Genomic DNA, 12,251 nt, shown 5'->3' on the forward strand with positions numbered 1-12,251 from the left:
TGCTACGCTGGTCCCATCTGACTGATAGGTGAATGGCATGAGTGACCTGCTGGAACGGCTCCGGGGACGCGGCTGGCGGCTGACCGCGCAGCGACGCGTCGTCGCCGAGGTCCTCGACGGGGACCATGTGCACTACACCGCGGACGAGGTGCACGCCCGGGCGGCGCATCTGCTGCCGGAGATCTCACGCGCCACGGTGTACAACACCCTCGGGGAGCTGGTCTCCCTGGGCGAGATCATGGAGGTGAGCACGGACGGACGCGCCAAGCGCTACGACCCGAACGCGCACCACGCCCACCAGCACCTGGTGTGCTCCCAGTGCGGCACGATCCGTGATGTCCACCCGTCGGGCGATCTCCTGGCGGAGCTGCCGCCGGAGGAGCGCTTCGGCTTCCAGGTCGCGGCGGTCGAGGTGACCTACCGGGGTCTGTGCCCCAACTGCGCGGCGGGCTGACGGCGGGCGGCCTCGCGCCGCCCGCTTTTGCACGCGGCCGTCCTACGCACATACGATGAAGGCCCGGATCCTCAGGATCCGGGCCTTCGTCCGCAAGTAGCGGGGACAGGATTTGAACCTGCGACCTCTGGGTTATGAGCCCAGCGAGCTACCGAGCTGCTCCACCCCGCGTCGGTAACGCCACTCTAACCCGCCGACGACGACCATGGCAAACGGGTGAGGCCCCCGGGGCCCGGGAGCCTGCTCCCGGGCCCCGGCGATCAGGCCGTCAGCTCCTGCTGCAAGGCGTCGCGCAAGCGCGCCGCCCGCTCCGAGACCTCCGCCGGGCCCAGCTCCACGGCGCAGTCGCACCAGTGCCTGCCCTCCGTGAGATCACCGCGCCGGGCCGCCAGCAGGGCCAGCCGCAGGGCGGCGCGGCCGTGGCCCGCCTCGGCCGCGCGGGCCCACCACAAGGCCGCCTCCGGCTCGCTGCCCTCGCGGGCCAGGAGCAGGCCGAGGTTGAAGGCGCCGTTACGGCTGCCCGCCTCCGCGGCCTCGCGGTACCAGTGCGCGGCCTCCACCACGTCGCCCCGCTCGGCGACGAGCATGCCGAGCCGGACCTGGGCGCGCCGGTGGCCCTGCCGGGCCGCCTTGCCGTACCACTCCTCGCACTCCTCGCGCGCGTCGTCGTCGCGGTCGAGGAGGGCGCCCAGCCGGAAGGCGGCCTCGGCGTTGCCGCCGCGCACGGCGACCCGCAGATGGCGCTCGGCGGCCTCCTCGTCGCCGTCCCGCATCAAGGCCATGGCGACCTGGAGGGCGGCGTCGGTGTGACCCGCGGTGGCGGCGCGCTCGTACCACTGGAAGGCCTGCTGGTCCTCGTCCCGGCCGGCGTAGAGGATGCCCAGGTTGAAGGCGGCGTCGACGCTGCCGGCCTCCGCGGCCTTGGAGAACCACGGCTCGGCGCCGGCGGCGTCACCGCCCTGGAGCAGCAGCACGGCCAGGGCGTTGGCCGCCTCCTTGTGCCCGGCGTAGGCCGCGCGGCGGTACCACTGCTCGGCCTGGGCCGTGCGGCCCTGCTCCGCGCAGAGCAGGCCGAGGTTGTAGGCGCCGTTGATGTCACCGGCGTCCAGGGCCGCGCGGTACCAGCGCTCGGCCTCGCCGGACTCGCCGCGGTCGGCGTGCAGGGCGCCCAGGGCGTTGGCGGCGTTGCCGTCGCCGTCCTGGGCGGCGCGGCGCCACCAGACGGCGGCGCTGTCGGTGTCACCGGCGTCGCGCAGCAGGAAGCCGAGCGCGCAGGCGGCCCGCGCCTCGCCGTCCTTGGCGGACGTCAGATACCAGCGGGCGGCCTCCTGGATCTCGCCGCGGCCCTCCAGGAGCGTGCCCAGGTGCAGGGCGGCGCGGCGGTGGCCGCGGGCGGCCGCCTGCCGGTACCACTGCTCGGCCTCGCCGGCCGGCCCGCCGTCCCGGCTGTCGGCCGCGGCGGCCCGCAGCTCGCGGACGGAGGTCTCCACGCCGCCGGGGCCGAGGCCGCCGGAGCGGGCGCGCGGCGCGCGGCCGCCCAGGATGCGTGCCAGGCGGTACGCCGCCTCGCGGTGGCCCCGCTCGGCGGCGGCCCGGAACCAGCGCTCGGCGCCGACGTCGCTGCGGTGCTCCAGCAGGTCGGCGAGGGCGTACGCGCCGAGGGCGTGCCCGGACTCCGCCGACTGGCGCAGCCAGTACTCGGCGGCGGGCTCGTCGCCGCGCTCGCGGTGGTAGCGGCCGAGGGCGTGCGCGGCGGCGGCGGAACCGGCGACGGCGGCGATGCGCCACCAGCCGGCGGCCTCGTCGGCGTAGCCCCGCTGGTGCAGCAGGACGCCCAGGTTGTTGGCGGCCGAGCGGTCGCCGTCGGCGGTCGCGGCCCTCAGGTGACGCTCGGCCCCGTCGAGGTCGCCACGGCGCAGCAGCAGGGCGCCGAGCATGCTCAGGGCGGCGGGGTCACCGGTCTCCGCGGCACGGCGGCGGGCAGTCTCCAGCTCGAGGTCGGCGGGGTCGCCCGCGTCGGCCGAATCCGCCGTCCGGGCGTACGGCACTTCCTGTTCGCTCCCGTCACCGGGAGCTTCTACAAGCCGACCTGTCTCCCACAGCCTCGTCCTGTCCCCCATAAGCTCCATCGTCGCACCACCCGCAACCCGCGTACACCTGGTATGCCGCAGCCAGTGAGGTCACTTCAGCGTTTTGTCGACTTCCCGACTTCCCGACACGACGGGGCTCCAAACTCTCCACAGAAGCCCCGCACACAACCCGCACAGTCCGCGCCTCCCGGACACCTCGCGGTCCGGGCACCTCGCGGTCCGGGCCGCCCGGGTCCGGGCACACGACAAGGCCCGGAGTCCGAGGACTCCGGGCCTTGTCTTTGAGTAGCGGGGACAGGATTTGAACCTGCGACCTCTGGGTTATGAGCCCAGCGAGCTACCGAGCTGCTCCACCCCGCGCCGTTGTGGAACAACCGTACCACGGCGCGGAGTGGGGCCTTACCGGCCGCCCGTCAGCTGTTGGGCTTGTCGCCCTTGTCCTGACCCCCGGAACCCCCGGTGCCGCCGGCCTCGGCCTTGGCGATCCGGTCCAGGGCGTCCTTGAGGTCCTTCTGGGCCTTGCCGTAGGCCGTCCAGTCCTTGGCCTCCAGCGCCTTCTCCCCGGCCTCGTACGCCGTCTGGGCGTCCTTCACGGCCTGCTTGACCGTGGGACTCTCCGCGGGCGGCTGCGGCGTGCCCTCGGGCGGCTTGGTGCCCTCCGGGGGCTTGGTGCCGCTGTCGGCCTTGCCGCCGAAGATCTCGGCGAGCGCCTCGTCCAGGGTGTTCTTGAAGGCCGTCCGGTCGCCGTAGGTGACCAGCACCTTCTTCAGCAGCGGGTAGTTCGTGCGGTTGCCGCGCACGTACACCGGCTCCACGTACAGCAGTCCGCCGTCCAGGGGAACGGTCAGCAGATTGCCGTACTCGATCTCCGAGTCACCCTTCTTCAGGATGTTGATCTCGTTGGCGATCTCCGTCTCGCTGTTGAACTTGCTCTGGACCTGCTGGGGACCCAGCACCGGATTCTCGGTCGGCAGTTTCAGAATTCTGATCCTGCCGTAGTCCTTGCTCTTCGCGTCGGCGTCGATCGCCATGAAGGCGCCCAGGTTCTCCCTGCTCTTGGGGGTGAACGTGGTCGTCAGCGAGAAGGCCTGCTGCGACTGGCCCGGCATCTTCATGCTCAGGTAGTACGGCGGGACCGCGTTGCCCTTGCTCTTGGTCGGGTCGTCCGGGACCTGCCAGCGCTCACTGCCGGTGTAGAAGGTGCCCGGGTCGGTGACGTGGTAGCGGGTGAGCAGCTCGCGCTGGACCTTGAAGAGATCCTGCGGGTAGCGCAGGTGGTCCATCAGCGTGCCGCTGATCTCGCTCTTCGCCTTGACCGTCCCCGGGAAGGCCTTCATCCAGGTCTTGAGGACCGGGTCCTTGGTGTCCCACTGGTAGAGCTTCACGGTGCCGTCGTAGGCGTCCACGGTCGCCTTGACGGAATTGCGGATGTAATTGACCTGGTTCTGCTGGGCCACCACGGCCCGCTGCCCCGTGGTCAGGGAATCCGCGGTGGTGTCACCGAGGGTGGTGCGGGAGGCGTACGGATATCCGTTGCTCGTGGTGTAGGCGTCCACGATCCACTGGATGCGGCCGTCGACCACGGCCGGGTAGGCGTCGCCGTCGATGGTCAGCCAGGGGGCGACGGATTCGACGCGCTCCTTGGGCGTGCGGTTGTACAGGATCCGCGAGCCCTCGCCGATGGCGCCGGAGTAGAGGATCTGGGGCTCGCCGAAGGCCACCGCGTACGCGGCGCGGTTGACCGGGTTGGAGAGGCTCACGCCGCTCTTGCCCTGGTACGAATAGCTCTTCTCACCGCTGTCGCTGGAGTAGTCCAGCTCCTTCTGCGGGCCGCCGACGATGGAGTACTGCGTGGTCTTCTCGCCGTAGTAGACCCGCTGCTCGTACTTCTTGAGCATGCCCTCGGTGGGCAGGTTCTTGTCGGTGAAGTCCGGGGCGCCGGCGCCGTCGGTCGTTGTGCCCTTGGCGGTGATGGCGCCGTAGCCGTGGGTGTACTTGAAGTGGTCGTTGATCCAATTGCGCTCGGGAATGCCCTTGATGTTCAGCTCGCGCAGACCGATGACCGTGTCCTGCTCCTTGCCGTCGATCTTGTAGCGGTCGACGTCGAGGGTGGACGGGAATTGGTAGTAGCCACGGATCTGCTGTTGCTGCTGGAACGTCGGCGAGACGATGTTCGGGTCGAGCAGCCGCAGGCTGGCCGTGGAGTTCGCCGCGGCGCGCAGCTTCTCCGCGTCCTTGCCCTTGACGTCGCTCGTGCCCTTGTAGTCCTTCACATCGGAGCCGTCGATGTCATAGGCCTCGCGCGTGGCCGTGATGTTCTTCTTGATGTACGGCGCTTCCTTGGCCTGCTCGTTCGGCTGGACCTGGAATTTCTGCACGATCGCCGGGTAGAGCCCGCCGATCAGCACCGCCGAGAGCACCATCAGACCGAAACCGATCACCGGCAGCTGCCAGGTGCGGCGCCAGAGCGTGGCGAAGAACAGCACCGCGCAGATCAGCGCGATGATGAAGAGGATCGTCTTGGCCGGCAGATAGGCGTTGGCGTCCACATAGCGCAGACCCGTCCAGCCGTCCGTCGACTTCAGCCCGCTGGACTTCACCGCCAGGCCGTACCGGTCCAGCCAGTACGCGATGGCCTTGAGCGTCACGAAGAGGCCGAGCAGGACCGAGAGGTGCCCGGTGGCCGCCGCGGTGGCCCGCCCGCCGGGGCTGGTCAGCCGCAGGCCGCCGTAGAGGTAGTGCACCAGGGCGGCGGCGATCAGCGACAGGACCGCCGCCGCGAAGCCGAAGCTCAGCAGGAAGCGGTACCAGGGCAGGTCGAAGGTGTAGAAGGAGATGTCCTTGTGGAACTGCGGGTCCTTCTGCTGGAAGGAGACGCCGTTGATCCACATGAGCCAGGTGCGCCACTGCCCGGCCGCGGAGGCGCCCGCGACCAGCCCGACGAGCGCGGAGACCGCGAGCAGCACCCACTTCTTGTACGGGGCGATGCTCATGCGGTAGCGGTCGAGGCTCTGCTGCTCCATCGACATCGCGCTCAGCGGCGGCCGCAGCCGGTGGGCCAGCCAGATGTTGACGCCCACCACGACGGCCATCAGCAGCCCGAAGACGGCGAACAGGCCGACCTTGGTACCGAGGGTGGTGGTGAACACCGAGGAGTACTTGACCGAGCGGTACCAGAGCCAGTCCGTCCAGAACCCGGCGAACATGACGAAGAGCATGGCCAGTGCGGCCAGCACGCCCAATGTCATCAGCAGGGTCCGGATCCGCCGGGACGGGCGGCCAACTCTGATCCGTGGCCCTGACGGGCCTCCGCCGCGGTCCGGCATCTGGAAAGCCAAGGTGCGCACCTCGAAGTTCGCTGTGAATGGAGCTGTCGATCAGGGCCCAGTGATCCTAGGGCCCACGATGGCAACTTACCGAGGCTTTACTCAGTTCCCGTTTTTGGTCACTCTCAGGGCACGATATTGAGCATGTCCAGCACTTCCAGCCTTCCCGACCCCCACGACGCCTCCGACGCCGCCGTGCCGAACACCCCCATGGCGGCCAGCCCGCTGACCCGCGCCGTCCTCGAGATCGACGAGTACGCCTCCACCCTCGGCTGGGACCAGCCGGCCCGGCTGTTCGCCCTCGTCGACACCGCCAAGCTGCGCGCCCAGGAGCCCGGCCTCGCCGCCCAGCTCGGCCTCGACGCCGACGCCAAGGCCGGCTCGTACACCCCGATCGAGCAGGACGAGGTGCCCGCCGGCACGCCGCTGGACAAGTTCCTCGGCACGATCGCCTGGCCCGACGCGGTGACCGGGTGCGCCCTGACCGTGGAGCGCCTGATGCTGCCGCCGTCCGCCGAGGGCACCGTGCCCAACGGCCTGAACGAGAAGCAGCTCGCCAAGTGGGTCGCCGCCCACCCGGACCGCCAGGAGGTCCGGATGACGGTGGCGGTGCTGCGCGACGGCGCCCGCGAGTCCGCGGTACGGCTGCGCGAGAAGGACACCCCGACCGAGGTGCTGACCGGCGCCGATCTGGTGCCGGGGCTGGCCGAGGCGCTGTCGGCCACGTTCGCCGACTGAGCCCGGGCGGGTCCGACACCTACCGATTCGTCCTTGAAATGCGCCGGGCGGGCTGGATCTTCCGGCCCGCCCGGCGTTTTGGCGCATACCGAGCGGTCAGCGCCGAGGGGGTCAGCTCCGGGAGCACTGCGGCAGGCCCGCCGCGTCGCCCTTGCGGATCTTCTCCAGTGACTTCATCGCGTCGTCGATGGTGTCGACCTTGACCAGGGTCAGCCCCGACGGGACGTCCTTCGCGGCCGCGGCGCAGTTGGCCTTGGGCGTCAGGAAGTACCGGGCGCCCTTGGAGCGCGCGCCGACCGTCTTCATCTCGATGCCGCCGATCGGCCCGACCTTGCCGTTCTCGTCGATCGTGCCCGTACCGGCGACGAACTTGCCGCCCGTGAGGTCGTCCGGCGTGAGCTTGTCGACTATCCCGAGGGCGAACATCAGGCCCGCGCTCGGGCCGCCGACGTCCGTCAGCTTGATGTTGATGGTGAACGGGAAGGTGTGGTCGGTGCCCGCCTGGATCCCGACGATCGCCCGCTTGTCGTCGGGCGCCTTGCCGGTGGTCAGGGTGACGGTCTGCTCGCCCTTGGGCTCCCGCCTCTCCTTCTCCGCCGCGGCCGCCTCCTTGGCGGGCACGATCACGAACGTCACGTTCTCGCCCGGCTTGTGCCCGGTGACCAGCTTGGCGACGTCGCCCGGCTGCTTGATCTCCTTGCCGTCGACGGACTTGATCACGTCGCCCGCGTGCAGCTTGCCCTCGGCGGGGCTGCCCTTGACGACGGACGCCACGACGATGCGGGTGCCCACCGGGATGTCCAGCTGCTTGAGCGCCGCGACCTTGGCGCTCTCCTGGGACTGGCTGAACTCCTCCGCCGTCTCCTGGTTCAGCTGGTCCGGGGTCTTGTCGTCCGGGTAGAGCGTGCTGTGCGGGACGACGAGATTGTCGTGGCCGATCCAGCCGGCGATCGCCTCGACCAGGTTCATCCGGTACTGGGACCCGGTGACGCGGACGGTCGTCATGTTGAGGTGGCCGGAGGTCGGATACGTCTTACGGCCCGAGATCTGGAGCACCGGCTCGCCGTCGTGCTCACCCAGCGTGTTGTACGTCGGCCCCGGCGACATCTCCGAATACGGCACGGGGATCAGCACCCCGGCGCAGAGCAGCGCGATCAGCGTCAGGAGGGAGGCGAGCATCGTCGCGGTGCGGCGGGGCATGGAACGACAGTACGGGACCGGTCGGACAGTCCACCCTCGGGGCGGTCCGTCCGGGGAAGCGGGGGGCGCGCGGTCTCACGCGGGGCGCCCAGGACGGGCCCGGCGCCGCTCCGGACGGCGCTCAGGAGACTCCGCTGCCCGTGTCCGAGCGCTCCATCGCCTCCCGGAAGCGCGCGTAGCCGGCGAGCTCCGAGACGTCCCCGGTCTTCCGGTTGCGGGACGCGTACGCAGCCCAGGTGCCCCACAGCGCCGCGACGACAGCCGCGGCGACCGGAATCAGCAACCACACGAGCGCTGTCATGCCACCCTCCCGACCCTCGCGCCACCATGACTGACTGATGAGCAGATTAATCTTCCGCCCCCTCAACGCTCACGTCAGGGGGCCGGTTACGCAAGCGGAACGCACCCGTCAGGGGTGAAGGTGGCTTGGGGTGATGGTTTACGCGCCTCGGAGGGACCGATTCAGGCCCCTACCCTCCCCCAGCTACCGCTGAGAGGTGCCCCCAATTTCCCTGCTCGAGGGCGCTACGCGCCCACCCTCCCCCAGCTACCGCTGGGAGGTGCCCCCAATTTCCCTGCTCGAGGGCGCTACGCGCCCACCCACTCTTCTGTCCCGTCCGAGAACCTCTGGTGCTTCCAGATCGGCACCTCGCTCTTGAGGTCGTCGATCAGTCTGCGGCAGGCCTCGAACGCCTCCGCCCGGTGCGGGCAGGAGACGGCCACCACCACGGCCAGGTCACCGATGGCCAGGTCGCCCACCCGGTGGACGGCCGCCAGCGCGCGTACCGGGAAGTCCGCCGCGACCTTCTCCGCGACCCGGCGCAGCTCCGCCTCGGCCGAGGGGTGCGCGGAATAGCCGAGCCCGTCGACGCCCGAGCCGCCGTCGTGGTCACGGACCGTGCCCACGAAGAGGGCGGTGCCGCCCGCCGAGGACTCGCCGACCGCCGCGAAGACCTCGTCCACGGACAGCGGGGTGTCGCGGATCGCGAGGAGGCGGACGGGGTCCGGGGCGGCGAGCTCGCCGGGGTGGTCATGTGTGCGGGCCATGCGGTCCATCGTGCCGCACTCCGGAGCGCGGCGGACCGGGGGCGGGCGGTCGGCTGTGCGAGCGCCCGTGCGTGCGGCCCCCGAGGGGGCCGCGCGCCCGGCGTCGTCAGAGCCTGCGGCGCGCCTTACGGGCGCGACGGACCAGGGCGGCGGTGCCGAGCAGTGCCACGGTCGCCCCCGCGGCGCCCGCGGCGGTGGCGTCCTTGCGCCCGAGGCGGCGGCCCGCGACCGTGTGCCGGCCGGCGACCTCCGCCAGCAGCTCCGCGAGGACCTCCTCGTTGGTCCAGCGGGGCCGCCAGCCGGCGGCGTGCAGCCTGCTGCCGCTGACCACCCAGGGGTGCATCGTGTATTCCAGGTCGCCCGCGGGCGAGGGGGTCAGGCCCAGGCGGTGCAGCCGGGAGGCGGCGCCGAGCGCGACGGCGGAGGGCAGCTCCATGCGCCGGATGCCGGTGAGCTCCTCGACCTCCTCCTGCTCCAGCCAGCCGTCGCAGCCGACCGCGAGCTCCCCCTCGGCCTTCTCCAGGGCGGCGAACTCCAGGGCGCTCACCAGGTCGTCCACGTGGCAGAACTGCCAGGTGGGCCGGGACCCGGCGACGACCAGGAGGCGCGGTGACTCGAAGTAACGGGTCAGTGCCGTGTCGGTGCCGCCGACGAGGACGGCCGGGCGCAGCACGGTGACGTTCAGGCCGGGGTGCGCGCGGGGCGCACGCCTGGCGAGCCGCTCTATCTCAAGGAGGTCGCCCACTCCCGTCGCCTCGGCGGTGGCGCGGAGCTCGGCGTCCTCGGCGAGGGGCACGTCGTTGTCCGGGAGGGCGCCGTAGACCATGGCGGAGGTGCAGAGCACCACCCGGTGCACCCCGGCGGCCGCGGCGGCCGTGAGCACGGTCTGGGTGCCCCGGACGTTGTAGGCGGTGCGGGCGGCGGCGTCGGTCTCCAGGTCCAGGTCGAGGGCGAGGTGCACCACGACGTCGGCGCCGCGCAGCTTCTCGGCGATGGCGGGGTCGCGCACGTCCAGCACATGCCACTGCGCCTCGGCCACGTCGCCGCGCCGCTCGTCGATGGCCACGACCCGCCTGACCTCCTCGGAGGCGGCGAGGCGCTGCGTGAGCAGCGCGCCGACGCCGCGGGCGGCGCCGGTGACCGCGACGACGGGTCGCCGGGCATGCGGGCGCGTGGTGTCTCGCGCGGAACCGTTTCGCGCTGCGCGAACTTCTCGGTCGGGGGAACTCACCGGGCGTCTCCAGCGGTTGTCTTCAGTACGTACGCGAGATGACGCGTACGGACCAGGTGACGTCCATCCTGCCGCAGGCCCCGGGTCGGCGAAGCACCAAGCCCGGATACCGGCGAGGTGTCTACGCTGGGTGGTGTTGTCGGGCATTCGCCGCCGGTCCTGAAAGCCGGCGGCCCTACGAGCCGAGGAAACCCGTGAGTGACACCCCATTCGGATTCGGTCTTCCGCCGGAGGAGCCGGAGAACGGCGGCGACGGCAAGAAGACCCCCGGTGGCCAGGGCGGCCAGGGCCCCGCGAATCCGTTCGGGTTCGGCGGGCCCGGCGGCGGGGACAACCCCTTCGCCGCGATGTTCGGGTCCTCGATGAACCCGGGCGACCTGGGCGCCGCCTTCCAGCAGCTGGGCCAGATGCTCTCCTACGAGGGCGGCCCGGTGAACTGGGACATGGCCAAGGACATCGCGCGCCAGACCGTCGCGCAGGGCACCGCCGACGGCACCAAGGACGCCAGCGTCACCGCCGGTGAGCGCTCCGCGGTCGAGGAGGCCGTCCGCCTGGCCGACCTGTGGCTGGACGGCGTGACGTCGCTGCCGTCGGGCTCGGGCACCGCCGTGGCCTGGAGCCGCGCCGAGTGGGTCGAGGCGACCCTCCCGGTGTGGAAGGACCTGGTGGACCCGGTCGCCGAGCGCGTCGGCGCGGCCATGGGCGATGTGCTGCCCGAGGAGATGCAGGCCATGGCGGGCCCGCTGATCGGCATGATGCGGTCCATGGGCGGCGCCATGTTCGGCACCCAGATCGGCCAGGCCGTCGGCGTGCTGGCGGGCGAGGTCGTGGGCTCCACGGACATCGGCCTGCCGCTCGGTCCGGCCGGCAAGGCCGCGCTGCTGCCGGTGAACATCGCGGCCCTCGGCTCGGGCCTCGGTGTCCCGCAGGACGAGGTCCGGCTGTACCTGGCCCTGCGCGAGGCCGCCCACCAGCGGCTCTTCGCCCACGTGCCGTGGCTGCGCTCGCACCTCTTCGGTGCGGTCGAGGGCTACGCCCGGGGCATCAAGGTCGACACCTCCAAGCTGGAGGACGTCGTCGGCCAGCTGGACCCGACGCACCCGGAGCAGCTCCAGGAGGCTCTCCAGCAGGGCATGTTCCAGCCGGAGGACACCCCGGCGCAGAAGGCCGCGCTGGCCCGCCTGGAGACCGCCCTGGCGCTCGTCGAGGGCTGGGTGGACGCGGTCGTGCACGCCGCCGCGGCCCCGCACCTGCCGTCGGCCGACGCGCTGCGCGAGACGCTGCGCCGCCGCCGCGCCTCGGGCGGCCCGGCGGAGCAGACCTTCGCCACCCTGATCGGCCTGGAGCTGCGCCCGCGCCGCCTGCGGGACGCCTCCCGGCTGTGGGCGTCGCTGACGGACGCGCGCGGCCTGGAGGGCCGGGACGCCCTCTGGGAGCACCCGGACATGCTGCCGACCGCCGGTGACCTCGACGACCCGGACGGCTTCGTCCACCGCGAGCACCTGGACTTCTCCGAGATCGACAAGATGCTCGGCGAGGCGGCGAGCGGCGGCGCGGCCGGGCCGGACCTGTCGAAGGGCAGCGGTGAGGGCACCGGCGACGCCGGCCCGGCCGGTGACGACAAGGACGGCGACGACAAGAAGTGAGCCTGCACGACGACGCGGTCCGGGTGCTCGGCGCGTACCCGGACCAGGAAGAGCTGCGCGGGCTCTATCTGGAGCACCTGGCGGCCCACCCGGACGGCATGTGGAAGCCCTGCGAGGCCGGGCATGTCACGGCGAGCGCGCTGGTGATCGATCCGGCGCGCGGGAAGGTGCTGCTCACGCTCCACCGCAAGCTGCGGATGTGGCTCCAGATGGGCGGCCACTGCGAGGCCGGTGACGCCACGGTGGAGGCCGCGGCGCTGCGGGAGGCGACGGAGGAGTCCGGCATCGCCGGTCTGACGCTGCTGCCGGGCGGCCCGGTGCGCCTGGACCGGCATCCGATCCCCGCGCCCTGCAACTGGCACCTGGACGTGCAGTACGCCGCGCTGGTGCCGCCGGGCGCCGCGGAGGCCATCAGCGACGAGTCGCTGGAGCTGCGCTGGTTCGCGTACGACAAGGTCGGCGAGGTCGCGGACGACTCCGTGGTCCAGCTGGTGAAGCGGACGCTGGAGCGCCTGTAGG

The 12,251-nt window shown here is 71.7% G+C and carries 10 protein-coding genes and 2 tRNA genes; 4 read left to right on the forward strand and 8 right to left on the reverse strand.

What is annotated here, in order from left to right:
- The first annotated feature begins 37 nt into the window (after nt 1-37).
- The gene (locus SMD11_RS11470) at nt 38-454 is read left to right on the forward strand and encodes a Fur family transcriptional regulator (protein WP_087926361.1); all 417 of its coding nucleotides are present in this window, start codon (nt 38-40) and stop codon (nt 452-454) included.
- A 97-nt stretch (nt 455-551) separates the two neighbouring features.
- Here the strand turns inward: SMD11_RS11470 and SMD11_RS11475 are convergent.
- The 4 genes from SMD11_RS11475 to SMD11_RS11490 form a co-directional block, all read right to left on the reverse strand.
- Nucleotides 552-625 (reverse strand) — tRNA-Met (locus tag SMD11_RS11475).
- An 89-nt stretch (nt 626-714) separates the two neighbouring features.
- Nucleotides 715-2,583 (reverse strand): tetratricopeptide repeat protein, encoded by a 1,869-nt coding sequence (locus SMD11_RS11480; protein WP_087926362.1) that lies wholly within the window; start codon nt 2,581-2,583, stop codon nt 715-717.
- A 247-nt stretch (nt 2,584-2,830) separates the two neighbouring features.
- Nucleotides 2,831-2,904, reverse strand: a tRNA-Met gene (locus SMD11_RS11485).
- A gap of 53 nt (nt 2,905-2,957) precedes the next feature.
- Entirely contained in the window at nt 2,958-5,870 is a 2,913-nt protein-coding gene (locus tag SMD11_RS11490) for a UPF0182 family protein (protein WP_087926363.1), read from the reverse strand.
- Between the two features lie 144 nt (nt 5,871-6,014).
- Between SMD11_RS11490 and SMD11_RS11495 the strand changes: the two genes are divergently transcribed.
- Nucleotides 6,015-6,608 (forward strand): PPA1309 family protein, encoded by a 594-nt coding sequence (locus SMD11_RS11495; protein ID WP_418952434.1) that lies wholly within the window; start codon nt 6,015-6,017, stop codon nt 6,606-6,608.
- 111 nt (nt 6,609-6,719) lie between these two features.
- On the opposite strand, the gene SMD11_RS36825 is transcribed toward SMD11_RS11495, so the two are convergent.
- From SMD11_RS36825 to SMD11_RS11515, 4 genes are all read right to left on the reverse strand, one after another.
- Entirely contained in the window at nt 6,720-7,808 is a 1,089-nt protein-coding gene (locus SMD11_RS36825; RefSeq protein WP_087926364.1) for a PDZ domain-containing protein, read from the reverse strand.
- A 121-nt stretch (nt 7,809-7,929) separates the two neighbouring features.
- Nucleotides 7,930-8,109: a hypothetical protein gene (locus SMD11_RS11505; RefSeq protein WP_087926365.1), complete on the reverse strand. Its 180-nt coding sequence runs from the start codon at nt 8,107-8,109 to the stop codon at nt 7,930-7,932.
- Between the two features lie 287 nt (nt 8,110-8,396).
- Complete coding sequence (locus SMD11_RS11510) at nt 8,397-8,864, reverse strand: molybdenum cofactor biosynthesis protein MoaE (RefSeq protein WP_087926366.1); 468 nt, start codon at nt 8,862-8,864, stop codon at nt 8,397-8,399.
- Between the two features lie 97 nt (nt 8,865-8,961).
- Entirely contained in the window at nt 8,962-10,086 is a 1,125-nt protein-coding gene (locus SMD11_RS11515; protein ID WP_087926367.1) for an SDR family oxidoreductase, read from the reverse strand.
- 194 nt (nt 10,087-10,280) lie between these two features.
- Between SMD11_RS11515 and SMD11_RS11520 the strand changes: the two genes are divergently transcribed.
- Together SMD11_RS11520 and SMD11_RS11525 are read left to right on the forward strand one after the other, a co-directional pair.
- A complete protein-coding gene (locus SMD11_RS11520; RefSeq protein WP_087926368.1) occupies nt 10,281-11,732 on the forward strand; it encodes a zinc-dependent metalloprotease in 1,452 nt (483 codons plus the stop codon).
- Nucleotides 11,729-12,250, forward strand: coding sequence for an NUDIX hydrolase (locus SMD11_RS11525; protein WP_087926369.1), 522 nt, complete (start codon nt 11,729-11,731; stop codon nt 12,248-12,250). Before SMD11_RS11520 ends, SMD11_RS11525 begins: the two co-directional genes overlap by 4 nt.
- Nucleotide 12,251: the final 1 nt, after the last annotated feature.

It is taken from the genome of Streptomyces albireticuli, assembly GCF_002192455.1.
Classification (GTDB): domain Bacteria; phylum Actinomycetota; class Actinomycetes; order Streptomycetales; family Streptomycetaceae; genus Streptomyces; species Streptomyces albireticuli_B.

Bases quoted from the DNA above. Each gene is read 5' to 3' on its own strand.
- SMD11_RS11505 (WP_087926365.1), bottom strand. From the start codon at position 8,109: ATGACAGCGCTCGTGTGGTTGCTGATTCCGGTCGCCGCGGCTGTCGTC.
- SMD11_RS11490 (WP_087926363.1), bottom strand. From the start codon at position 5,870: ATGCCGGACCGCGGCGGAGGCCCGTCAGGGCCACGGATCAGAGTTGGC.
- SMD11_RS11495 (WP_418952434.1), top strand. From the start codon at position 6,015: ATGTCCAGCACTTCCAGCCTTCCCGACCCCCACGACGCCTCCGACGCC.
- SMD11_RS11470 (WP_087926361.1), top strand. From the start codon at position 38: ATGAGTGACCTGCTGGAACGGCTCCGGGGACGCGGCTGGCGGCTGACC.
- SMD11_RS36825 (WP_087926364.1), bottom strand. From the start codon at position 7,808: ATGCCCCGCCGCACCGCGACGATGCTCGCCTCCCTCCTGACGCTGATC.
- SMD11_RS11510 (WP_087926366.1), bottom strand. From the start codon at position 8,864: ATGGACCGCATGGCCCGCACACATGACCACCCCGGCGAGCTCGCCGCC.
- SMD11_RS11480 (WP_087926362.1), bottom strand. From the start codon at position 2,583: ATGGAGCTTATGGGGGACAGGACGAGGCTGTGGGAGACAGGTCGGCTT.